The sequence below is a fragment of the Paraplanobispora siamensis genome, from assembly GCF_016863175.1.
GTDB classification, from domain to species: domain Bacteria; phylum Actinomycetota; class Actinomycetes; order Streptosporangiales; family Streptosporangiaceae; genus Planobispora; species Planobispora siamensis.
Genome location: NZ_BOOJ01000008.1, coordinates 60,787 through 83,027 on the forward strand (window position 1 = coordinate 60,787; position 22,241 = coordinate 83,027).

The window sequence follows — 22,241 nt, forward strand, 5'->3', positions numbered from 1 at the left end:
CCTTTCACGCCGCGACCGGGGTCAGGAGGTCCGAAAGCCGGCGCAGGCCCCGGGCCGTGCGGGCCTTGACGGTGCCGAGCGGGACGCTCAGCCTCTCCGCGATCTCCCGCTGTGTCAGGTCGCCGTAGTAGGCCAGCTCGATGGCCTGGCGCTGCGGCGCGGGCAGCTCGGCCAGCGCCCGGCGGACCCGGTCGCGGTCGGCGAGGCCGTCACCGTAGGACCGCCCGTCCGCACCCGGCGGGTCGGCGACCGCGTCCAGCGGCACGGTCGCCAGGCGGCGCACCCGCAGGTGGTCGACCGCGCGGTTGTGCGCGATGCCGAGCAGCCACGCGGGCAGGCTCCTGGCCGGGTCGTAGCGGTGACGGCAGCGCCACACCTCCGCGAAGACCACTTGTTGCAGGTCTTCCACGTCCTGGGCGGGCACGAAGCGGCGCAGGTAGGAGCGGATGAGGGCCGCGTGGGTGCGCAGGCACTCCACCAGGGCCATGTCGTCGCCGGCCGCCAGTCGCGCGTTCAAAGTGTCCGTGGTCATGATCTCCTCCTTCCCTGAAAACCTATTCAAAACTTATTCATACCCATCCGCAGCCAAGACCACAAGGTGAACGGATTGATCAACTCAGGGCGGCGGAGATTCCGGTGAGGGCGTCACGGAAGGAGGCGACGTGCGGGATCGACGGGGGCAGGTCCTCCCGCCACCATCCCGGTCCTCCCGCCACGATCCGGCTCGGCGGGCGGGACCCGGGCAGTCTCGTCAGGGGCCCGGGGTCGCCGGTCGCCGACTGCTGCGACCAGACGAAGACGACCGCGGGGCCGACCCGGCGCATCGCCTCGGCCAGGGCGGAGAACGGCGTGCGCGCGCCCAGGACGCGCGTCTCGACCCGCTGCTCGGTGGTCAGGGCCGCCGCCAGGGCGTAGACGGCCAGGCTGTGCTGCTCGTCCTCCGCGCATGCCAGCAGGACCGGCCGGTCGTTGACCGGGGTCTGCGGCGGCCTGACGAGCGGGATAAGCGCGGCCAGCACCCGGTCGGAGAACACGTGCTCGATCTCGATGGCGGCCCCGGTCTCGGCCTGGCGCCTGGAGATCGACGCGAAGACCGGAAGCACCAGGTGCTCCCAGGTCCACTGGACCCCGTACCTGGCCAGTGCGGCGCCGATCCAGCCGGAGACGGTCCTGCTGTCCAGCGCGACCGCCGCGCGGGTCAGCATGGCCACCGTTGGGATCTCGGGCGGGATCTCGGGCGGGATCTCGGGCGAGCCGGCCGCGGTATCCGGCGAGATCCCGGACGGTGCGTGCGCGGCGGACTCGGAGGGCGGCCGCGGCGCGGACGCCCCGTTCCCGCCGGCGGGCAGGTCGGGGGCGGGCGCCTGCCGGGGCGCGGCGGCGGTCTCCCCGTCGAAACCGGGGCTCATGACCAGCTTGGCCGCGTCGGCGGCCGGGACACCGCTCCTGATCAGCCGGTTCATCTCCTCCAGGCGCCGCAGGTCGCGGGAGTCGTAGCGGCGGTGCCCACCGGGGCTGCGACGGCTCGGGCCGATGCCGTAACGCAGGTTCCAGGTGCGGAGTGTCGGGGCGGGCACGCCGAGCCGCCGGGCCACGGCTCCGATGCCGTATCCCGGTTCGTCCTCGGTGGTCGGTCGCTCGTCCATCCGCTGCCGTTCTTCCTCCCGCCCCGACTCCACGGCGCCCCGGGCCGCGGCTCGCGGCAGTGGGGGCTCCCATTCTTTCGGAACCGATCCCGTGGCGGATGCAACCACGGACCGTAAGCGTACGAAGATGGCTGGTGATGGACACCGTCATTGTCTTGTTCAACCGGGACCTGCGCGTGCACGACCACCCCGCGCTGACCGCCGCGTGCGCCGACGCGCGCCGGGTCGTCCCGCTGTTCGTGGTGGACCCGGAGCTGGCGCGGAGCACGCGCGGGGGCTTCCTGGTCGAGTGCCTGGCCGACCTGCGCGACTCGCTGCGCAGACGGGGCGGGGACCTGGCGGTCCGCTGGGGCGACCCGGTGGCGGAGACGGTACGGCTGGCGCGGGAGCTGTCCGCGCGGGCCGTCTACGTCAGCGCCGACGTCAGCGCGTTCGCCCGCAGCAGGGAACGGCGGCTGGCCGAGGAGTGCGCGCGGCACCGGCTGGGGTTCCGCACGTTCCCCGGCCTGACCATCGTGCCGCCGGGGGCCCTGCGCCCCTCGGGCGGGGGCGACCACTACCGGGTCTTCACCCCCTACCTGCGGGCCTGGTCGCGCGCGGAGCGCCGGCGGATGCTGCCGGCCCCGGAGTGGGTGCCCGTCCCCGGGAACCTGCGTTCGGGCTGGCCCGAAGGGACGTGGCGGGCCTCGCACCCCCTGCTGACCGGAGGGGAGACGGTGGCGCGCAAGCGGATGGCGCAGTGGCTGAGGTGGTGCGTCGGCGACTACGCCGAGGGGCAGGACGACCTCGCCGGCAACCGCACCTCCAAGCTCAGTCCCTACCTGCGCTTCGGCTGCCTGTCGCCGCTGGAGCTGGAGTCGCTGGCCGAGGGGGGCGGGGAGTTCGTCAGGCAGCTGTGCTGGCGTGACTTCCACCACCAGGTGACCTTCGCCTTCCCCCGGATCAACCGGGACGACTACCGGTCGCGGGGGTTGAGCTGGCACGACGACGAGCACGCCGCCCAGGCCTGGAAGGCGGGCATGACGGGGGTGCCGATCGTCGACGCGGGCATGCGGCAGCTGCGGGCCGAGGGCTGGATGCACAACCGGGCCCGCCTGATCACCTCGTCGTTCCTGGTCAAGTGGTTGAAGGTCGACTGGAGGGTGGGGGCCGAGCACTTCTGGAAGCTGCTGCTCGACGGCGACGTGCCCAACAACTACGGCAACTGGCAGTGGGTGGCGGGCACCGGCAACGACACCCGGCCCAACCGGGTCATCAACCCGATCAGGCAGGCCGTGCGCTTCGACCCCGACGGCGAGTACGTCCGCCGCTATCTGCCCGAACTGGAGACCGTCCGGGGCAGGGCGGTCCACCGGCCGTGGCGGCTGCCCTCGGCCGTCCACGGCTATCCCGGCCCCCTGGTCCCGCTCGACTGACCCCGGCCGTCGTCCCGGTCGCTCCCCGGATCGTCAGTTCCGCTCGGCTGGTCCGGACCGCCGGAGGATCCCGTGGATTTCACCGGATGCGCCGATTCTCTGGGAGTTATGGCGGTCTGGAAGTGATCGCGGATAATGTCCGCGATGCCGTCCGTAGAGGCTTTTCGTCGGCTACGATCTGCGACAGGGACGACCCAGGGTGACGGCGTCGGGGTGAGGTGGCTGCATGAGCGAGCGGAATCCCTACGGTCTTGACGTCAACACGGCGAATGTCGCACGGATCTACGACTACATGCTCGGCGGCAAGGACAACTTCGCCGCCGACCGCACCGCCGCCGAGCAGATCCTGAGGGCCTTCCCCGAGTCACGCGAGGGCGTCCAGCTCAACCGCGAGTATCTCGGCAACGCGGTGCACCACCTCGCGGCACAGCAGGGCGTCCGCCAGTTCGTCGACATCGGCGCCGGGCTGCCCACCCAGCAGAACGTGCACCAGGTCGCGAGGAAGGTCGACCCGGAGATCCGCACGGTCTACGTGGACAACGATCCGATCGTGTGCGTGCACGGCAGGGCGCTGCTCGCCAACACCCCGACGGTCGCCATGGTGGAGGCCGACCTGCGCGACCCCGAGGACATCTGGGCCAAGGCCAAGGAGACCGGCCTGCTCGACCCGGAGGAGCCGGTCGCCGTGCTCCTGGTCGCGCTCCTGCACTTCCTCGACGACCCCTATCCCGAGGTGGCCAAGCTGCGGGAGATGATGGCGCCCGGCAGCTTCCTGGTGATCACCCACCTGTCGATGGCCGAGCGCCGGGCCAAGGACACCGACAAGATGAAGGACGTCTACGCCCGGGCCGGTTCGGGAGTGGTCCCGCGGACGCCGGAGGAGATCAGGCTCTTCTTCGGTGACTTCGAACTGCTGGACAACGACACCTTCATCGCCCCCAACGCCCTGGAGCGCATGGCGATCCTCGGCTGGGGCGGGGTCGGCCGCAAGAAGTCCTGAGCGCGGAAGGCCCGTGGCGCGGGAGGAACGATTTCATCGTCCCGCACGTCGCACAGATGTGACCTCCTACACCCCCATTGACGATGATCTGCGCGCCGCCCGGGAGCGAGCCCGGCGGCTGGATCGACTGACCGCGCAGCACCGGGCCGTGAGCGTGCAGATCGAGGAGGCGGGCCGTCTCGTCGCCGATCTGGAGGCCCGTCTCGTCGAGGAGGAGGGCGACGTCTCCCGGTTGGAGAAGGGCGGTTTCGCCGCCTTCCTGTCGGGGCTGGCCGGATCCCGGCAGGACAGGCTCGACCGGGAGCGGGCGGAGGCGGAGGCCGTACGGGAACGGCTGCGCGGGCAGCGGACCCGGCTCCAGTGGCTGCAGTCGGACCTGGCGGCCCTGCGCGGCGGCCTGGCCGAGCTGGAGAACGCCAGGCAGGAGTTCGACATCCTGCTCGGGCACAAGGAGCGGCTGCTGGTGGGGTCGGACGACCCGCGCGGCCGCGAGCTCGTCGAGATCGCCCGGCGCCTGGCCGACACCGCGGCAGACCTGCGCGAGCACGAGGAGGCCCGGCAGGCCGGGATCGCCGCCGGCCACGCGATCGGCCAGGTCCTGCGCTGCCTGGGCGGCGCGCGCGGCGCCTCCACCTGGGACCTGATCGGCGGCGGCACCATCGCGGACATGATGGAGCACGGCCACCTGCGCCGGGCCGACGAGGCCGCCTGGCACGCCCAGCAGGCGCTGGACGTCTTCGCCAGGGAGCTGGCCGACATCGGGACGCACGTCACCCCGGCCATGCCCGAGGTGGACACCCGGTGGTTCGCCGACACCTTCTTCGACAACATCATCACCGACGCCATCAAGCACCAGCGGATCGCCCGCACCGGGGAGGCCGTCGCCGAGATGGGCCGGTGGGTCGGCGAGACGGTCGAAGGCCTGGCCTCCCGAGCCGCCGAGCTGGCCGTACGGCGCGACCGCCTGGTCGCCCGCCGCGAGGAGATCCTCGCCGGCTGAGCCAGGCGGCCTCCGGCTGGACCGCGCGGCTGAACCAGGCGGCCTCCGGCCGGACCGCACGGCTCAGCCGGAGACCGCGAAAGTCCGGAGCCTGCCAGGGCCCGGAGCCTGCCAGGGCCCGGAGCCTGCCAGGGCCCGGAGCCTGCCAGGGCCCGGAGCCTGCCGCGCGGGAGCTCGCGTGACCACCAGTGGGAGCCCGCGTGACCACCGGAACGCGCACACGCCCGGTCCCCGTAGGGGGGGCCGGGCGTGCGACGTCACATGTCAGTGCTGGTGATCGTGATCGTGGTCATGGCCGTGCCCGTGGTCGTCGTCCTCCTCGTCGGAGGGACCGTCGGAGGGCTCGACGCCCAGCACGGCCTCACGCGGCTCGACATGCTCGACGTGCTCGATCAGTCCCAGGACGTGGTCAGGCTCGATCAGCCACTGCAGGGCCGTGGCGCCGGTCTCGTCGGCGGAGACCATCTCCGCCTGCTCCCGGCGCTCCTCGTCGTCGAGGTCGGCGTCGGGGTGCTCGATCTCCTTCAGCGCGGCGGCCTGGAGAGCGCCGAGGTCCCCCACCTCCACAGTCAGCTCGACCGTCAGACGGAGATAGCGTTCGGTGCTCGAATCATCGCTCATGGTCAATGATCCTAGTGCCCCGCGGCTCCGGGGTCAGCCTACGGCAGTTTCCAGTCGACCGGGGTCGCGCCCTGCTTCTCCAGAAGCTGGTTGGCCTTGCTGAAGGGGCGAGAGCCGAAGAAGCCGCTGCGCGCCGACAGCGGGCTCGGGTGGGCGGACTCGACGGTCGGCGTGTCACCGAGCATCGGCACCAGCGAGCGGGCGTCGCGGCCCCACAGGATCGCGACCAGCGGCTTGTCGCGGGCCACGAGCGCCTTGATGGCCTGCTCGGTGACCTCCTCCCAGCCCTTGCCCCGGTGCGAGGCGGGCTTGCCCGGCATGACGGTGAGCACCCTGTTGAGCAGCAGCACGCCGTGCTCGGCCCACGGGGTCAGGTCGCCGTTGCTGGGCATCGGCAGGCCGAGGTCCTCGGTGAGCTCCTTGTAGATGTTGCGCAGACTGCCCGGGATGGGGCGCACGTCCGCGGCGACGGAGAAGCTCAGCCCGATCGGGTGCCCCGGCGTGGGGTAGGGATCCTGTCCGACGATCAGCACCTTGACCTGGTCGAAGGGCTGTTTGAAGGCGCGGAGCACGTTGTCTCCTGCGGGGAGGTACTGCCTGCCCGCGGCGACCTCCTTCCGGAGGAAGTCGCCCATTTCGGCGATCTTGCCGGCGACGGGTTCGAGGGCCTCGGCCCACCCGGCTTCCACGATTTCGTTCAACGGACGTGCGGCCATGCTCGGCACCCTATCGGGATCTACCGACATTACGGGGAGGTACGCGTCACTCCGTGAAGCCCGATCCCATCGGGAATCGCGGAGGTCCGGTACGGCCCGCGCGGGCCGCACCGGACCTGCCCCCTTATTTCACCGAGCCCGCCAGCATTCCCTGCACGAAGTAACGCTGGAAGGCGAAGAACAGGATCAACGGGATGATCAGCGACAGGAACGCTCCCGGCGCCAGGATGTCGACGTTGGTCCCGAACTGCCGCATCTGGGACTGCAGGGCCTTGGTCATCGGCTGGTTCTCGGTGTTGGCGAAGACCAGGGCGACGAGCAGGTCGTTCCAGACCCAGAGGAACTGGAAGATCCCGAGCGAGGCGATCGCCGGCTTGGCCAGCGGGAACACCACGGTCGAGAAGATCCTCCACTCTCCCGCGCCGTCCATCCTGGCCGCCTCCAGCAGCGAGGAGGGGATGCCCACGAAGAAGTTCCGGAGCAGGAAGATGGCGAAGGGGAGCCCGAAGGAGACGTGGAAGAGCACCACGCCCGGGATGGAGCCGAAGATGCCGAGGAAGCCGTACAGCTGCGCGATCGGGATCAGGGCGATCTGGATCGGCACCACCAGCAGGGCGACGACCACCAGGAACAGGATGTCCCTGCCGGGGAAGTCCATCCAGGCGAACGCGTAGGCCGCCATGGCCGCGACGCCGATCACCAGGATCGTCGTGGGCACCGTGATGAGCACGGTGTTCCAGAACGACGCGGTGAAACCGCTGGCCAGCAGGTTGCTGTAGCTGGACAGGGTCAGCTCGGCCGGCTTGGTGAACACCGTCCACCAGCCGCTGGAGTTGTTGGCGGCCTCCTCGCGGATCGAGACCACGAACAGTCCGAGGGTGGGGACCAGCCAGAAGATGCCGATCAGCACGAGCAGCGCCTGGAGCACGCCGCCGCCCACCCGGTCGACGATCCGGCCGAGGGTGCTGCGCGGCGGTGCGCCGAGAGTGGGGGCCGTCACTGGTTGTCCCTCCTGAACCGCCGGATGTTGAGGACCATGAAGGGCAGCACGAGGAACAGCAGGAAGATGGCCAGCGCGCTGCCCAGCCCCTGGTTCCCGCCGCCGCCGAAGGAGACCCGCCACATCTCCAGCGCGATCACGTTGGCGTTCGGCTGAACCGATCCCGGTGCGATGATGAAGACCAGGTCGAAGACCTTCAGCGTGTTGATGATCATCGTGACGAACACGACGAGCAGCACCGGGGAGAGCAGCGGCACGGTGATCCTGCGGAACACCTGCCACTCGGTGGCGCCGTCGATGCGGGCGGCCTCCAGCGCGTCACGCGGGATGGCCGACAGCCCCGCCGCGATCAGCACCATGGCGAAGCCCGCCCACACCCAGATGAACGCGCCGATGATCGCCGGGGTGATCAGTGTCGGGCCGAGCCAGGTCAGGCCGCCGAAGGACGCCTCGAAGTTCGACTGCGGGAGCCGTACGACGTAGTCGCCCGGGGCGAGCCCGGTGATGCGGAAGGTCCCGTCGGCCTCGGTGGTGGCCTCCGCCTTGACCGCGCCGTCCTGCACCGCCTCGACGGTCATCCCCTCCAGGCCCTTCTCGGTGCCGTCGACCTGGTTGGGCTGCCCGCCGCCGCCCTGGGTGAAGTCCACCCACACGGTGCCGGCCAGCTCGCCCGGGGCGGGCTGGGCCGCCTTGGCCGGGGCGGCCGTGGCGAGGTCGGCGGGTTTGACGCCGACCAGGGGGAGGAGCGCGACCTGTCCCGGCTGGGCGGGCTGCTTGCTCACCACCGCGCGGCCCTCGGCGGCGACCGGGGACTGGTCGCCTCCTCTGGGCCGGGCGTCCGGGTATCCCTGGCCGCCGCCGAACGCGCCCGAGACCGAGGAGATCACGGCGTTGGCCACGCCGCGGTCCGGGTCCTGCTCGTAGACCAGGCGGAAGATGACGCCGGAGGCCAGCAGGGAGACGGCCATGGGCATGAACACGATCAGCTTGAACGCGGTCGCCCAGCGGATCCGCTCGGTCATCACCGCGAAGATCAGGCCGATCGTGGTGACCAGCAGGGGGGCGACCACCACCCAGATCAGGTTGTTCCTGATGGTGGTCAGGGTCGAGGCGTCGGTGAAGATCGCCGTGTAGTTGTCCAGGCCGACGAACTCGGCCTCGTTCGCGCCGTAGAAACTCCGGTAGATGGAGTAGAAGATCGGATAGAGCACCATCGCGCCGAGCAGGACCAGGCTCGGCAGCAGGAACATGATCGCCATCGTCGACGGCGGGCCCAGCCTGGATCCCTTGGCCCGCGCGGGCGCGGCCTCCGGAGCGGCGGGCCCGGCGGTCGCGACCTCCGGGGCGGCCGGGGGGGTGATCGGGTCCTCCGAGCGGACGTCGGACAGCGCGGGGTGCACCCGCCCGTCGTCGCCGGCGGATGTGTCGTTCGGTCCGGGTGAGGACCCGCGGGCGGCCTCGCCGCCGCGCGGGTCCTGCGGGCCGTCCAACCTGTCGGTCACGGCCTGTCCCCTTTACTTCCAGGCCTTCTCGGCCTCGGCCTCGAGCTGGGTCTGGATCTTCTTGATGTCGGACGGGTCGCGCAGGAAGTCCTGCAGGAGCTTCCACTCGCCCTTGCCGTCGGTGCCGCCGAAGGCGCTGGGCGCGAGGTCGGACATGTCGTAACGGACCGTCTCACCGGCGGAGATGATCGTCTGGGCGAGCTGCTTGGTCAGGTCGCTCGGGTAGTTGTCCGGGGAGACGTTGCGGTTGGGCGACAGGTAGCCGGGGAGCTTGGCCCAGACCTCGCCGCCCTCCTTGGAGGCGAGGAACTCCAGCAGCGCCATGGCGCCCGGGGTCTCCTTCATCGCCACCGCGATGTCGCCGCCCAGCACGACCGGCGTGGTGTCGCCGGCCTTGGGGAACGGGAAGTACTTGGCCTCCTCGCCCAGCTTGGCGTCCGACTCCTCGGCCGTGGTGCCCACGAAGTCGGCCTCGATGATCATGGCCGCCTTGTCCTGGCCGTAGACCTGGGTCACGCAGGTCGGGAAGTCGGTCTGCAGGGCGCCGGAGCTGCCGCCGAGCATGAGCTCCTGCTTGCCGAAGATCTGCGCCATCTTCTCCAGCGCGGTGGTCACGCTGGGGTCGGTCCACGGGATCTCGTGCTTGGACAGCTTGGTGTAGTTGTCCGGCCCGGCGGTGGACAGGTAGACGTTCTCGAACAGGTCGGTGAGCGTCCAGCCCGAGGCCCCGCACAAGGCGAACGGCGCGGTCCCGGAGTCGGCGACGGTCTGAGCGCCGGTGATGAGCTCGTCCCAGGTGGTGGGCGGCTGCACCCCGGCGTCGGTGAAGGCCTGGTCGCGGTACCAGACGAGCGACTTGTGGGCGGCCTTGACCAGCACGCCGTACGTCTTGCCGTCGGCCGAGCCCAGCTCCTTCCAGTACGGGGTGTAGTTCTCGTCGATCTGCTTGACCACCTCGGGGGTGAGCGGCTTGAGCGCGTCCTGGTCGGCGTACTGCTGGACCAGGCCCGGCTGGGGCAGGATCGCGACGTCCGGCGGGCTGCCGCCCTGGATGCGCGGACCGAGGTAGGCGCCGGTGTCCTCACCGGTGGAGGAGTAGGTGACCTTGGCGCCGGTCTTGGCGGTGAAGGCGTCCAGCACCTTCTGGAAGTTCTCCTGCTCGGCGCCGGTCCACTTGGCGGCGACCTCGACGGTCTGACCCTCCAGGGTCTTGGCCGCCGCCGGTGCGGAGGTGGTGCCGCTGGCCGCCCCGGGAGAGGGGCTCGCGGTCTCACCGCCGCCACCGCACGCGGCGAGGGCGATCGCGAGCCCCGCCGTCGTCACTATGGTCATGGTCTTACGCATGCGGAACAGACCTCCTGTGCTTGTCGGAACCCCGATGTTCTGACTGGCGAGGGGATGACGGCTCCCGTAGGGGGGTCGCCCCGGTCATGGAGCCCGGATGATCTCGTTGAGCTGGTTTCTCATGGAGGCGACGACGTCGCCGCCGGACTCCTCGAAGGGTGGCGTGAGTGCGTTGGAGACCGAACTGGCGATCGCCAGGCTCACCTGTTCGTAGTTGGCGGTCACCGGCCTCGGCTTGGCGGAGAGGATGCTCTCCTTGAGGACCGGCAGATAGGGAAAACGCTTGATCAGGGCGGGGTCGTCGTACAGCTCGGCCCACACGGGCGGGAACGAGCCGTCGGTGAGCACCCGCCGCTGGTTCTCCAGGCCGGTGAAGTAGCGGATGAACTCCAGCGCCGACTTCTGCTTCCTGGAGTAGGCGCTGATGGCCAGGTTGACCCCGCCCAGCGAGCTGGATCCCGGGCCGTCGAGCCCGGGCAGCCTGGTGACCGCGAACTTCTTCGCGATCTCCGACTGGGCGGCCGGGCCGTAGGCGTGCGGCCAGTTGCGGGCGAAGGCCAGCCGCCCCTCCTGGAAGGCGAGCCGCGACTCCTCCTCCTTGTAGGAGAGTGACTCCGACGGGATCCACCCCTCCCGGAACCCGTCGATCAGGAAGTCGAGGCCGACCTTCGCCCGGTCGGGGTCCATGGTCACCTGCGTGCCGTCGGTGCTGAGGATCTGCCCGCCGCCCGCCGACTGCACGGCCTCGGCGAAGTTGACGGTCAGCCCCTCGTAGGCCAGGAACTGCCCGGCGTAGCCGCCGATGCCGTACTTGGCGTGCAGAGCTCGCGCCTGCTCGCGCAGCTGCGCCCAGGTCGTGGGCGGAGCGAAGCCCTCCTCGGCCAGCAGGTCCTTGCGGTAGTAGAGCAGCCCGGCGTTGCCGGTGTACGGCACCGCCCAGAGCTTGTCCCGGTAGACGGCGGTGGCCACCACCGGCTGCAGGAACCGGTCGAGCGGGAACAGGCTGCGGTCCAGCGGGACGATCCAGCCGGCGTCGGCGAACTCCGCCGTCCAGACCACGTCCAGTCCCAGCACGTCGTAACGGTCGCTCTTGGCCTGGAGGTTGGCGACCATCTGCGCGCGCTGCTCGTCGGCGGCCTCGGGAAGCTCGAGCAGGGTGACCCGCTCGGCGGGATGATCCCGGTTCCACCGGTCGAGCAGCGGTTGCAGATAGGAGGTCGTGTCGCGCCCGATCACCAGGGTGATGGGCCCGCTGCCGTCCGCCGGCCCCGCCGGGCCGGCGTCCGCCTCGCCCTCCGCTCCCGCCGAGCATCCCGCCAGCGCGAGCGCGGCGAGAAGAGCGAGGAGCGGACGGCGCACTCGTGACCTCCGGGTTTCGCGGCGGTTACATACGTGTTAGGTAGGTGCATTCATGTTATGCACAGCGGTAATGTGACCGTCAACGGATAAGTCCGTAACGCTCACATAACGTGAGCACGAGGAGGAGGTGAGCGTGCGGCCGTTCCTGCTGGCGCTCCTCGCAAAGGAACCTGCCCACGGCTACGAGCTCAAACAGGCGCTTGAACAGATCTTTGGCAGTGCCTACCCCTCACCGAACATCGGGCAGATCTACGTGACGCTCGGCCGCCTCGAGAAGGACGGGCTGGTGCGCGCGGTGGACGTCGAACAGTCCAACCGGCCGAACAAGAAGGTCTACTATCTGACCGCCGCGGGGCGGGACGCCCTCGACGCGTGGGCGGACGAGCCGGCGGAGGGCCCGCGGGTCCGCGACGAGTTCTTCATGAAGCTCGTGCTGGCCCCGATGACCGGCATCGCCGACCGGATGACGCTGATCAACCGTCAGCGCCGTCACTACATCGCGCTCATGCGCGACCTCAACGAGCTCTCCGAACGCACCGACCCGGGAGACCGGGTCGCGCTCCTGCTGATCGAGGGCGCCATGCTGCATCTGCAGGCGGATCTCGACTGGCTCGACCGTTGCCAGGAAGATTTGAGCTGAGCCCGTACGGCGAGCGGCCCGTGGAGTGATGGAGTGGTGAGCGACTCATGAGCGCCGACCCGGTGGTCAGCACCGTGAACCTCGTCAAGATCTACCAGAGCGGCGGGGTGCCCGTGCCCGCCGTGCGCGGGGTGGACCTGCGGGTGGAGTCCGGCGAGTTCGTCGCGATCATGGGCCCCTCGGGTTCGGGGAAGTCCACGCTGGTGCACATGCTCGGCGGCCTGGACGCCCGCACCAGCGGTGAGATCTGGCTGGACGGCCGGCGCGCCGACACGCTGGGCGAGAGCGCCTGGGCGCTGCTGCGCCGCCAGAAGATCGGCTTCGTCTTCCAGTTCTTCAACCTGATCGCCAACATGACCGTGGCCGACAACGTCGAACTGCCCGCGCTGCTGGCCGGAGCCTCTCCGCGCGAGGCCCGCGAGCGCAGGGAGCGCCTGCTGGGCGCGCTCGGCCTGACCGGCCGCGCCGACGCCGCCCCCGCCCAGCTCGCCGGCGGCGAGCAGCAGCGGGTCGCGCTGGCCCGGGCCCTGGCCAACAAGCCCAGCCTGCTGCTGGCCGACGAGCCCACCGGCAACCTCGACAGCCGCAACACCCGCGACGTGCTGAAACTCCTGGCCGACGTGCACCGCGACGGTCAGACGATCATCCTGGTCACCCACGACGCCCGGGTGGCCAGCCTCGCCGACCGCGTGGTCTCCCTCCTCGACGGCCAGATCGTCGACGACGGCGTCGTCGGGACCTTCCGCCGCCGCCCCAAGGGCACCGCCGGCGACGTGGTCGAGCTGCGGGGATGACGGTGAGCACGTTCCGGGCGTCGGCCCGGTGGATCAGGGCCGACCTGCGGGCCCGGCGTGGACAGGCCGCCCTCACGGTCCTGGCCGTGGCCGGGATCGTCACCGCGCTGATCACCTCGGCGACCCTGCTGGAGGACGGGACCAACCCCTGGCGAGGGCTGTTCTCGCAGACCAGGGGCGCGCACGTGTGGATCCACACCAAGGACGCGCCGGACGCGGCGGCCCTGTCGCGGCTGCCCGGGGTGGAGCAGGTGGCGGGGCCGTACCGGACCGCGCCCGTGACGCTCGCGATGGGCGGCAAGAAGTCGCCCGTCGCGCTGCGCGAGACGACCGCGCAGCCGCCCCGGGTGGCCGCCCCGCTGGTCGGCGAGGGCCGCTGGCTGCGCACCGGCGACACCGCCGGCGTGGTCGTCGAGCGGTCCTTCGCCGAGGCGCTGGACCTGCGGGTCGGCGGGCCGTTCACCGTCACCGCCCTCAACGGCGCCTCCCACGCCCTGGTCGTGGTCGGGCTCGCCGAGACCGCCGACCAGGGCTTCTATCCCGAGTGGACCCCCGGCCTGGCCTGGGTGCTGCCGCAGACCCTCGCCGGGATCGAGCCCGCCCTGGGCCGCAGCGAGTCGGTCACCGGGCTGCGGCTGGCCGACGGGGAGGACACGCTGCCGGTCGTGCACGGTGCGGTCACCCTGCTCGACGAGCAGATCCAGCGCATGTCCACCTGGCGCGAGGTGCGCGCGTCCATGGAGCTGGACAACCGGCTGCTCGGGCTGCTGCTGGCGCTGTTCGGCACCGCCGGGCTGGTCGCCGCCGCGCTGGCCACCGCCAACGCGGTGGGCGGCCGGGTGCTCACCCAGACACGCGACATCGCCACCCTGAAGTCCCTGGGCTACACGCGGGGCCAGGTCTTCGCCGTGCTCGTGGCCGAGCACGGCGCGCTCGGACTGCTGGGGATCGGCCTGGGGACGGTCTGCGGCCTGCTCGTGACGACCCTCGCGCTGGACGGCCTGTCCGTGCTGCCGCTCTCCCCGGTGCCGCTGCTGGCGATCATCGCGGGCGCGGCCGCGGTGGTGCTGGTGGCGGTGGCCCTGCCGGCCTGGCGCGGCGGGCGCACCCCGCCCATCCCCGCCGCCCCGGCCGCCCCGCCCCGCGGCCGGCTGTCACGGGTGGCCCGGCTCGCTCTCCTGGTACGGCTCCCGCCCGCCCTCGTCCTGGGCACCCGCGACGCCTTCACCCGCAGGACGCCCGCCTTCCTGAGCATCGTCGGCCTCGCCGTGCCGATGATGATGATCACCATCGGCCTCGGCTGCTGGGCGACCCTCGACGACTTCCTGCGCCGTCCCGAGCAGGTCGGCCAGGCCGCCGCCCTCACCGTGCACCCGGACGGGCTGCCCGCCGAGGACGCCGCCCGGCTCGCCCGGGCCGACCCGGACGTGCGGGCGGTCTACCCGGGCAGCGAGGTCTCCGCGCTGGAGCCCGAGCAGACCAGGAGCGTGCTGGCCCGCGCGCTGGGCACCTCGGCCGAGCCGTACCCCTTCTCGGTCGTGGAGGGCCGGATGTTCGCCGCGCGCGGGGAGGCCGTGGCCGGGCAGGGGCTGCTCGACCTGCTGGGCGTGGAGATCGGCGACCGGGTCCGGATGACGGTCGGCGGCACGCCGCTGATCGTGCACATCGTGGGCCGGGTGGTCGAGCCCGACCACGACGGGCAGGTGCTCTCGCTGGGGATGGACAGCCTGGCGGCCAAGGACGCGGTGCCGCCCCAGTTCTACAGCCTGGTGCTCAAGAAGGGCGCCGACCCCGAGGCGGTCCGGGACCGGCTGCTGGCGGCCTCCGGCGAGACGCTGGAGGTACGGCGGGCGGTCAACCCGGCCGAGCGGCTCGCGGTCATCCGGGTGGTGATCGTGGCGCTGACCGTCGTGCTGGCGCTGCTGGGCCTGGCCAACCTGCTCACCGCCAGGTCCCTGGGCCTGCGCGACCACGCGTTCGACCTGGCGGTGCTCAAGGCCATGGGCCTGACCCCGGGGCAGGTGGCCGCCACCCTGGTCACCGGCACCGGGCTGCTGGTGGTGCTGGGCGTGGTGGCGGGGACGGCCGCCGGGGCCTCGGTGGTCGGCGGTCTGATCGACCTGCAGGGCCACACCAGCGGGGTGGGGGCGGGCATCGGCCGCACCCCCTCCGCGCTGACCCTGGCGGTCACCGCCTGCACCGCGATCGGCGCGGCCCTGCTGGTGACGTCCGTACCGGCTCGCAGGGCCGCCCGCGCTCAGGTCCCGGTCACCGCGCGGTGAGCTGGAACCAGTAGAAACCGTGACCCGGCAGGGTCAGCAGGTACGGCAGGTCCCCGATGACCGGGAAGGGCACCCCGCCGCGCGCCTCGACCGGCGTCATGTCCCTGTAGCGGCGCAGGTCGAGCTGGACCGGCTGCGGGTGCCCCGACAGGTTGTTGACGCACAGCATCACGTCGTCGCCGTCCTCGCGGACGAAGGTCAGCACCGCGGGGTTGTCCGACCACAGCTCGATGTAGGCGCCGGTGCCGAAGACCGGGTGCTGCCGGCGGATCTTCAGCATCCTGCGGGTGAAGTGCAGCAGCGACGACTCGTTCTTCTGCTGGGCCTCGACGTTGACCGCCTGGAAGCCGTAGATCGGGTCCATGACGGCCGGCAGGTAGAGGCGGCCCGGGTCGGCGGTGGAGAACCCGGCGTTGCGGTCGGGGCTCCACTGCATCGGGGTGCGGACCGCGTCGCGGTCCTCCAGCCAGATGTTGTCGCCCATGCCGATCTCGTCGCCGTAGTACATGACCGGGGAGCCGGGCAGCGACAGCAGCAGCGCGGTGAACAGCTCGATCCGGTCACGGTCGTTGTCCAGCAACGGGGCCAGGCGGCGCCGGATGCCGAGGTAGGCCCGCATGCGCGGGTCCTTGGCGTACTCGGCGTGCATGTAGTCACGCTCGTCGTCGGTGACCGTCTCCAGGGTCAGCTCGTCGTGGTTGCGCAGGAAGATGCCCCACTGGGCGCTGTCGGGCAGCTTCGGGGTCCGCGACATGATCTCCGAGATCGGCTCGCGGCTGCCGCGCCGTACCGCCATGAAGATCCGCGGCATGAGCGGGAAGTGGAAGGCCATGTGGCACTCGTCGCCGCCCACGGCCGGGTCGCCGAAGTACTCGACCACGTCCTCGGGCCAGCCGTTGGCCTCGGCCAGCAGCACCCGGTCCGGGTAGAGCCGGTCCACCTCGGCGCGGACCTTGCGCAGGTAGGCGTGCGTCTCCGGCAGGCCTGAGCAGGTGGTGCCCTCACGTTCGAACAGGTACGGCACCGCGTCCAGGCGGAAGCCGTCGATGCCCAGGTCCAGCCAGAACCGCAGCACCTCCAGCATGGCCTCCTGAACCGCGGGGTTGTCGTAGTTCAGGTCCGGCTGGTGGTGGAAGAAGCGGTGCCAGTAGTACTGCTTGCGGACCGGGTCGTAGGTCCAGTTCGACTCCTCGGCGCCGATGAAGATGATCGGCGCGTCGGGATAGCGGGACGGGTCGTCCCCCCAGACGTAGAAGTCGCCGTAGGGCCCCTCCGGGTCGTGCCGGGAGGCCTGGAACCAGGGGTGCCGGTCGCTGGTGTGGTTCATCACCAGGTCGGTGATGACGCGCATGCCCCGCCTGTGGGCCTGCTCGACCAGTTCCACGAAGTCCGCCAGGTCCCCGAAGTCCGGCAGGATCTTCATGTAGTCCGAGATGTCGTAGCCGCCGTCGCGCAGCGGCGACTCGTACAGCGGCAGCAGCCAAAGACAGTCGACACCGAGCCACTGCAGGTAGTCGAGCCTGTCGATGAGCCCGCGCAGGTCGCCCGTGCCGTCGCCGTTGGAGTCCTTGAACCCTCGGACCAGCACCTCGTAGAAGACGGCGCGCTTGTACCACTGGGGGTCCGCCGAGACGAAGTCCTCGGGGACCGACTCGGGGCGGGGGGATGTGTTCATCATTCTCGCTCACGATGAGAAAAAGGGCAGGACGAAGTCACCGGGTGCCCCGGCTCATGATGTTTGGTGACCGCGCTGGCGGGAGCCGTCATCCCCACGTGCTCCCTGCCCCCGGCCGGACCGAATTCGTGGTTCGGGCCGACCGTTCTGGCGCTTTCTGGGGCGAACACTACCAGTCGCCCGCATACCGGGAAGTCCGTTCAGCAGGACTTCTCGTGCCCGGGAAACGGAATCCGCAAGATCCCCCTGGTGTTACACGTAATCGCTCCCTCATATCCAGTTCATACGCACGCGGCACCCCTCGCGACGCCCTCCGGCGATCGCGGGTTCGCGGGTTTCGCGGCCTCGTGAGGGGCGCGCGTCAGGACGCCTCGGGTACGGCGGCGCTCCGGCGGTGGCGGTAGGGGATCCACAGGCCGAGGCCGTAGATCCCCAGGCCGAGCAGGACCATGAAGACGATCACCGGCCACTGGAACGCCTCCGGCAGGTGGAGCGCCAGGAACCAGCTGCGGGTCTCGGAGTCCTGGGCCTTGAGGAAGCCGGCCACGATGCCCTGCGGGAACAGCGGGATCGCCCCGACCGACCAGCAGAGGGCCGTGATGATCTGCTCGCGCTTCGGCAGCTCGTCGATCCGCACCCAGCCGCCCTGCCTGGACGGGGGGCGCTTGCCGGTGCGCATCATCTGCAGCAGCTCGGGACCGTGGCCGTGCAGCCGCCGCTGGGCCAGCAGCCCGAACCCCCACCAGCACAGGACGCCGGTCGCCGCGCCGACGGCCACCCCCGCCCAGCCGTACATCACGGCCACCACCGCGGCCGGGGCCCCGGTGAGCGCCACCAGCGCCAGCACGGCGTAGGCCATGCCGGTCAGCGCGCCGTCGTCCTCGCTGACGCGCAGCGGGTTGCCGCCGCGCCGGTGCGGGTCGGTGCCGGGGACGAGCGCGTAGACCGAGATGAGCGGCACGATCCCGGCGCCGCCGCCGAGCAGCGCGGCCGTGACCGCGAGCACCGGGGGCCAGGGACCGCCGGTCACGGCGGTCAGGCCCAGGGCCAGCGCCACGACCGGCGGGCCCACGACCAGCAGCCAGGCCCGCTGCCTGCCCCGCACGTCGGCGGCGTCCGGGATCATCAGTGTGAGCCAGAGCGCGGTGCCGTCGACGGCGTAGACGCCGGCCGTCATGGCGGCCGCCATCAGGACGGCGACCGGACCGGCCCAGGCCAGCATGACGTCCAGGCCCAGCAGCAGCGGGGCGCCGGCGAAGAACACGCCGTAGGCCAGCGCGAAGGTCAGCTGGTGGGTGCGGACCAGGTCACGCGACCAGGTGCGCAGTTCCTTGGCCACCACGGCGCCGGACGGGGTCGAGGCCGTCATGGGACGCCGGCCGCGGGCGGAGGCCCTGGCCGCGCTCGCGCGCCGGGTGAGCAGGGCGGCCCAGGCGGCCAGCAGCAGCGCGACGAGGACCACCATCGCACCCAGTGCCAGGCCCGTACGGTCCCAGCTCCCGGTGCCCGCACCCTCGACCGCGGCCAGCCCCCACCCGGAGGGCAGATAGCGCAGGACCGCCGAGGCCTCGGGAGTGATCCCGCCGGTCTGGCCCAGGGCGATGGCGAAGACCCACACCTGGCCGAGAGCGGCCAGGATCGCGCCGTTGACCAGCCCGGTGCCGATCGCGCCCAGACGTGAACGCAGGGCGATGCCCAGGGCGGCCACCGCGACCCTCGACAGCAGAACGAAGATCGCCAGCTGCAGGAGCATCGCGGGCAGCGCCACCAGCGCGGCGGCCGGGCTCTGCCGTACCCCGAGGATCACCAGACCGGCCAGGGCGAGCAGGTTGATCGCGGGCGCGACCCCGACGAAGGCCCCGGCCAGCAGCCCGGCGGCCAGGCGGCGCGGCGGGAGGCCGAGCAGGGTGAAGTACTCCGGGCGCAGGGTCTCGTCGCCGCCCCCGGAGAAGACCGGGCCGAGGATCCAGCCGAGCATCCAGACCGCGTAGGCCGCGGCGAGCAGGTCACCGCTCTGGAAGGCGGCGAACAGGGTGCCGCCCGCCAGGACGAGCCCCAGCACGCCGCCGGTGGCGACGAGACCGGCCTTCTGGCCGCTCATCGAGTGACGCAGTACGGCCAGCTTCATGCCGGCCATGGTCCCGAGGACGGTCGTCATGGCGGTCACGAGGTCGGCCTCGCTTCGGCTCCGGCGCGGGGGGCCGTGTTCACGCCGATGCTGAGGCCGACGCTGACGCTGACGTCGGACGGGGTCAGCGCGACAGCCACGACAGCTCCTTCGTCCCCGTGTCGGCCGACCCGACCAGCCCGACGAAGGTGTCCTCCAGGGAACGGTCGCCCCGGACCTGCTCCAGCGTCCCGGCGGCGGCCACCCGGCCCTTGTCGATCACACCGACGTGGTCGCAGAGCTGCTCGACCAGGGCCATGACGTGGCTGGACAGCACGATGGAGCCGCCCCCCGCCACGAACCCGCGGAGGATGGTCTTGATCGTGGCCGCCGAGACGGGGTCGACGGCCTCGAAGGGCTCGTCGAGCACGAGCAGCCGTGGGGCGTGCAGCAACGCGATGGCCAGCCCGATCTTCTTGCGCATGCCGGTGGAGTACTCGATGACGAGGGTCTTCTCCGCCTCGTCGAGCTCCAGCACCGACAGCAGCTCCTCGGCGCGCTCGGCCACGACCTCCTTGGACAGGCCGCGCAGCAGGCCGAGGTAGGTGAGCACCTCACGCCCGGTCAGCCGCTCCGGCATGGCCATGCCGTCGGGCAGCACGCCGACCAGCGACTTGGCCCGCGAGGGATCCGACCAGACATCCGCCCCGAAGATCCTTGCCGAGCCGCCGTCGGGACGCAGCAGGCCGACGGCCATGGACAGGGTGGTGGTCTTGCCTGCTCCGTTCTGTCCGACCAGCCCGTAGAACGAGCCCTGGGGCACGGCCAGGTCCACATGGTCGACGGCGACCTTCTCACCGAAGGTCTTGGAAAGGCCGATGATCTCTAAGGCCGGTGTCATGGAGATTCCCCGAGTCGCACGTTTCAGAACAACGGCCGCATACGGGAACCCGGGCGACCCCGAAGATTCGATCATGCATTTCACGCCGGCGTCCAGAGCTTCACCCTTACCGCCGAGTACACTCCCGGCGCCGTGTGTACGGCGCGCAGACCGGTCCTCATGGCGCCGGGTACGGCTTCGCGTGTCGATGCCGGCCCCAGTTTCCGATCTCGTCGCCACATCCCGCCGCTTCGCCCCGGCCTCTCGACTCCGTCGCTGCTGCGTCCCGGCTTCTCGACTCCGTCGCTGCTGCGTCCCGGCTTCTCGACTCCGTCGCTGCTGCGTCCCGGCCTCTCCGCTCCGTCGCTGCTGCGCCCAGTTCGGGTTCCCTCTTTGCGGCGCCGGTACGGCGAGGCGTTGGGCGGCGGTGATCGGCGCCGCTGTACGGCGAGTAGGGCGGGGTGGGTGGTGATGGGGCATGGTCGTGCTGTGCGGATGGTTGTTCCGGCCGGCCGTCTCGGTTGGGCTCTGGCGCATTCAGGCCTCCGGCCTGCCCGGGCGCGCGGGGTCCGGTCCTTTTCCTACGCCGGCCTCCACAACCACCCGCGCCGCACTCCTCGTGGCCCGCCGTACCCACGCGGGCCGTCTGGTGTGGGCCTTTCCCGGACGACCGGTCTTCTGCGGGTGGCTGAAGCGCGAGTGCGGGGCCGTTCAGGGCGGGCCGCCGTTGCCTTGCGGCCATATCTGCGGGAAGGAGCTCAGGGCTGATCGCCGTAGCTGCGCCCAGCCTCAAATACGCGGTGTGGGATGGGGTCGTCCAGGGCTGGGTGCAGGGAAAAAGGAAAGGCCGGGGGTGAGATCTGGGTGTTACGATCCCCGCATGTTGGGAGTTCGGCGATTTATCCGCCCCCGGCTGGCTGTGCCGGCTGCTGGGGCGAATCGGCGTGCTCTGACCTGACTGGAAGGCGGCGTCCGCATCGGTGCTCGGCGGCGGGCCGGCCGGGGGAGACCTCCCGTCCGCTGCGAACCGATCGGAATCACCGTGTCTTCCATCTGCTCTTCGTCTTCTGCCTCTCTCTGCACTGACGTCTCTCCCCGTCCGGACGCGCTCGGCGCCGATGAGCTCGCCCGCGCGCTGGCCGTCCGTGACCTGAGCGACCCCGCCCACGGGGCGCACGCCGTTCAGCTGGTCGTCGACACCCTCGTCCAGGCCCTCCGGGCCTCCTGGGGCAGCCGGATCCGGTTGATACGGGACCATCCGCTGGTGGCCGTCGAGGACAACTACGAGCGGCTGGGCTATCCGCAGGACGCCATCTCACGCGATGCCCGCTACACCCGCTATGTCAGCCGGACCTGCATGCTGCGCAGCCACACCAGCGCCATGATCCCCCCGGCCCTGCGTGAACTGGGCCAGGACGCCGGCGGCGGGGGTTACCGCTGGCGCGATGTGCTGCTCGCCTGTCCGGGGATGGTCTACCGGCGTGATGTCGTCGACCGGATCCACACCGGTACGCCGCACCAGCTCGATCTCTGGCGCATCGTCACGGACCGGCGGACGGACGTCGACGATCTCGATGAGATGATCGCCGTCGTCGTGGGCTCGGTCCTTCCCGGGGTGCCGTACCGGGTCGTCCCCGCGGCGCATCCCTACACCGAGCACGGACGCCAGATCGACGTCCGGGTCGGTCAGGAGTGGGTCGAGATCGGCGAGTGCGGGCTGGCCGCGCCCCGGGTCCTGGCGGGGGCGGGGCTGCGTCCCGCCGTCAGCGGCCTGGCCATGGGGCTCGGGCTGGACCGGCTGCTGATGGTGCGCAAGCAGATCCCCGACATCCGCCTGCTGCGGGCGGCGGACTCCCGGATCGCCGGGCAGATGCTCGATCTCGCTCCCTACCGGCCGGTGTCCAGGCACCCGGCGGTATCCCGCGACCTGTCGGTGGCCGTACCCGCCGAGGCCGACGCCGAGACGCTGGGCGGTGCGGTGCGCGACGCTCTCGGCCCCTACGCCAATGCGATCGAGGAGATCCGCGTCGTCTCCGAGACACCGGTCGAGGCCCTGCCCCCGGCCGCGGTCGACCGTCTCGGAGCGCGGCCCGGCCAGAAGAACGTGCTGCTGCGCGTCGTCCTGCGCGACCCCGCCCGCACCCTGGCCGACGACGAGGCGAACGCCGTACGCGATCGCATCTACGCTGCCGTGCACCGGGGAACCGTCCACCAGTGGGCCGGTCCCCGGCCACCGGGGGCGACTACGGACGAAAGGTGA

At 71.2% G+C, this 22,241-nt stretch carries 18 protein-coding genes; 7 read left to right on the plus strand and 11 right to left on the minus strand.

From position 1 onward, the window contains the following. Positions 1-4 precede the first annotated feature (4 nt). Both Psi01_RS03150 and Psi01_RS03155 read right to left on the minus strand, forming a co-directional pair. Entirely contained in the window at positions 5-532 is a 528-nt protein-coding gene (locus Psi01_RS03150; RefSeq protein ID WP_204062391.1) for an RNA polymerase sigma factor, read from the minus strand. Between the two features lie 79 nt (positions 533-611). Continuing rightward, positions 612-1,646 carry a MerR family transcriptional regulator gene (locus Psi01_RS03155; protein ID WP_204062392.1) on the minus strand — a complete coding sequence of 345 codons (1,035 nt, stop codon included), beginning with the start codon at positions 1,644-1,646 and terminating at the stop codon, positions 612-614. Between the two features lie 137 nt (positions 1,647-1,783). On the opposite strand from Psi01_RS03155, the gene Psi01_RS03160 reads away from it, so the two are divergent. From Psi01_RS03160 to Psi01_RS03170, 3 genes are all read left to right on the plus strand, one after another. Continuing rightward, positions 1,784-3,061, plus strand: coding sequence for a cryptochrome/photolyase family protein (locus Psi01_RS03160; protein WP_204062393.1), 1,278 nt, complete (start codon positions 1,784-1,786; stop codon positions 3,059-3,061). A 226-nt stretch (positions 3,062-3,287) separates the two neighbouring features. Continuing rightward, positions 3,288-4,061: an SAM-dependent methyltransferase gene (locus tag Psi01_RS03165; RefSeq protein WP_204062394.1), complete on the plus strand. Its 774-nt coding sequence runs from the start codon at positions 3,288-3,290 to the stop codon at positions 4,059-4,061. Between the two features lie 148 nt (positions 4,062-4,209). After that, a complete protein-coding gene (locus Psi01_RS03170) occupies positions 4,210-5,061 on the plus strand; it encodes a hypothetical protein (RefSeq protein WP_204062395.1) in 852 nt (283 codons plus the stop codon). Between the two features lie 264 nt (positions 5,062-5,325). Here Psi01_RS03170 and Psi01_RS03175 read toward each other — a convergent pair whose 3' ends face one another. The 6 genes from Psi01_RS03175 to Psi01_RS03200 form a co-directional block, all read right to left on the minus strand. Continuing rightward, a complete protein-coding gene (locus Psi01_RS03175) occupies positions 5,326-5,682 on the minus strand; it encodes a hypothetical protein (RefSeq protein ID WP_204062396.1) in 357 nt (118 codons plus the stop codon). A gap of 38 nt (positions 5,683-5,720) precedes the next feature. Next, positions 5,721-6,398 carry a uracil-DNA glycosylase gene (locus Psi01_RS03180; protein WP_204062397.1) on the minus strand — a complete coding sequence of 226 codons (678 nt, stop codon included), beginning with the start codon at positions 6,396-6,398 and terminating at the stop codon, positions 5,721-5,723. Positions 6,399-6,522: 124 nt separating this feature from the next. Continuing rightward, complete coding sequence (locus tag Psi01_RS03185; protein ID WP_204062398.1) at positions 6,523-7,398, minus strand: carbohydrate ABC transporter permease; 876 nt, start codon at positions 7,396-7,398, stop codon at positions 6,523-6,525. Beyond that, positions 7,395-8,900, minus strand: a complete 1,506-nt coding sequence (locus tag Psi01_RS03190) for an ABC transporter permease subunit (protein ID WP_373872462.1) — start codon at positions 8,898-8,900, stop codon at positions 7,395-7,397. The genes Psi01_RS03185 and Psi01_RS03190 overlap by 4 nt, the downstream gene beginning before the upstream one ends. Before the next feature lie 12 nt (positions 8,901-8,912). Further along, positions 8,913-10,244, minus strand: a complete 1,332-nt coding sequence (locus Psi01_RS03195; protein ID WP_204062399.1) for an ABC transporter substrate-binding protein — start codon at positions 10,242-10,244, stop codon at positions 8,913-8,915. A gap of 84 nt (positions 10,245-10,328) precedes the next feature. Continuing rightward, positions 10,329-11,603 carry an ABC transporter substrate-binding protein gene (locus tag Psi01_RS03200; RefSeq protein ID WP_204062400.1) on the minus strand — a complete coding sequence of 425 codons (1,275 nt, stop codon included), beginning with the start codon at positions 11,601-11,603 and terminating at the stop codon, positions 10,329-10,331. A 133-nt stretch (positions 11,604-11,736) separates the two neighbouring features. Between Psi01_RS03200 and Psi01_RS03205 the strand changes: the two genes are divergently transcribed. The 3 genes from Psi01_RS03205 to Psi01_RS03215 are packed head-to-tail and all read left to right on the plus strand — an operon-like array spanning position 11,737 to position 15,319. Further along, positions 11,737-12,243 (plus strand): PadR family transcriptional regulator, encoded by a 507-nt coding sequence (locus tag Psi01_RS03205; RefSeq protein WP_204062401.1) that lies wholly within the window; start codon positions 11,737-11,739, stop codon positions 12,241-12,243. Between the two features lie 47 nt (positions 12,244-12,290). Then, on the plus strand, positions 12,291-13,037 hold the full coding sequence (locus Psi01_RS03210; protein WP_204062402.1) for an ABC transporter ATP-binding protein: 747 nt from the start codon (positions 12,291-12,293) through the stop codon (positions 13,035-13,037). Then, positions 13,034-15,319, plus strand: coding sequence for an FtsX-like permease family protein (locus Psi01_RS03215; RefSeq protein WP_239127007.1), 2,286 nt, complete (start codon positions 13,034-13,036; stop codon positions 15,317-15,319). The genes Psi01_RS03210 and Psi01_RS03215 overlap by 4 nt, the downstream gene beginning before the upstream one ends. Here the strand turns inward: Psi01_RS03215 and treS are convergent. The 3 genes from treS to Psi01_RS03230 all read right to left on the minus strand — a co-directional run bounded on the left by treS (position 15,306) and on the right by Psi01_RS03230 (position 20,002). Then, complete coding sequence (treS, locus tag Psi01_RS03220) at positions 15,306-16,994, minus strand: maltose alpha-D-glucosyltransferase (protein ID WP_204062559.1); 1,689 nt, start codon at positions 16,992-16,994, stop codon at positions 15,306-15,308. The genes Psi01_RS03215 and treS overlap by 14 nt on opposite strands. Positions 16,995-17,355: 361 nt before the next feature. Next, positions 17,356-19,152 (minus strand): hypothetical protein, encoded by a 1,797-nt coding sequence (locus Psi01_RS03225; protein WP_204062404.1) that lies wholly within the window; start codon positions 19,150-19,152, stop codon positions 17,356-17,358. 94 nt (positions 19,153-19,246) lie between these two features. Then, complete coding sequence (locus Psi01_RS03230; protein ID WP_204062405.1) at positions 19,247-20,002, minus strand: ABC transporter ATP-binding protein; 756 nt, start codon at positions 20,000-20,002, stop codon at positions 19,247-19,249. Positions 20,003-21,023: 1,021 nt separating this feature from the next. Between Psi01_RS03230 and srmL the strand changes: the two genes are divergently transcribed. Next, entirely contained in the window at positions 21,024-22,241 is a 1,218-nt protein-coding gene (srmL, locus tag Psi01_RS03235) for a PheS-related mystery ligase SrmL (RefSeq protein ID WP_204062406.1), read from the plus strand.

Bases quoted from the DNA above. Each gene is read 5' to 3' on its own strand.
- Psi01_RS03150 (WP_204062391.1), bottom strand. From the start codon at position 532: ATGACCACGGACACTTTGAACGCGCGACTGGCGGCCGGCGACGACATG.
- Psi01_RS03155 (WP_204062392.1), bottom strand. From the start codon at position 1,646: ATGGACGAGCGACCGACCACCGAGGACGAACCGGGATACGGCATCGGA.
- Psi01_RS03160 (WP_204062393.1), top strand. From the start codon at position 1,784: ATGGACACCGTCATTGTCTTGTTCAACCGGGACCTGCGCGTGCACGAC.
- Psi01_RS03165 (WP_204062394.1), top strand. From the start codon at position 3,288: ATGAGCGAGCGGAATCCCTACGGTCTTGACGTCAACACGGCGAATGTC.
- Psi01_RS03175 (WP_204062396.1), bottom strand. From the start codon at position 5,682: ATGAGCGATGATTCGAGCACCGAACGCTATCTCCGTCTGACGGTCGAG.
- Psi01_RS03180 (WP_204062397.1), bottom strand. From the start codon at position 6,398: ATGGCCGCACGTCCGTTGAACGAAATCGTGGAAGCCGGGTGGGCCGAG.
- Psi01_RS03195 (WP_204062399.1), bottom strand. From the start codon at position 10,244: ATGCGTAAGACCATGACCATAGTGACGACGGCGGGGCTCGCGATCGCC.
- Psi01_RS03210 (WP_204062402.1), top strand. From the start codon at position 12,291: ATGAGCGCCGACCCGGTGGTCAGCACCGTGAACCTCGTCAAGATCTAC.
- Psi01_RS03215 (WP_239127007.1), top strand. From the start codon at position 13,034: ATGACGGTGAGCACGTTCCGGGCGTCGGCCCGGTGGATCAGGGCCGAC.
- treS (WP_204062559.1), bottom strand. From the start codon at position 16,994: ATGAACACATCCCCCCGCCCCGAGTCGGTCCCCGAGGACTTCGTCTCG.
- Psi01_RS03225 (WP_204062404.1), bottom strand. From the start codon at position 19,152: ATGACGACCGTCCTCGGGACCATGGCCGGCATGAAGCTGGCCGTACTG.
- Psi01_RS03230 (WP_204062405.1), bottom strand. From the start codon at position 20,002: ATGACACCGGCCTTAGAGATCATCGGCCTTTCCAAGACCTTCGGTGAG.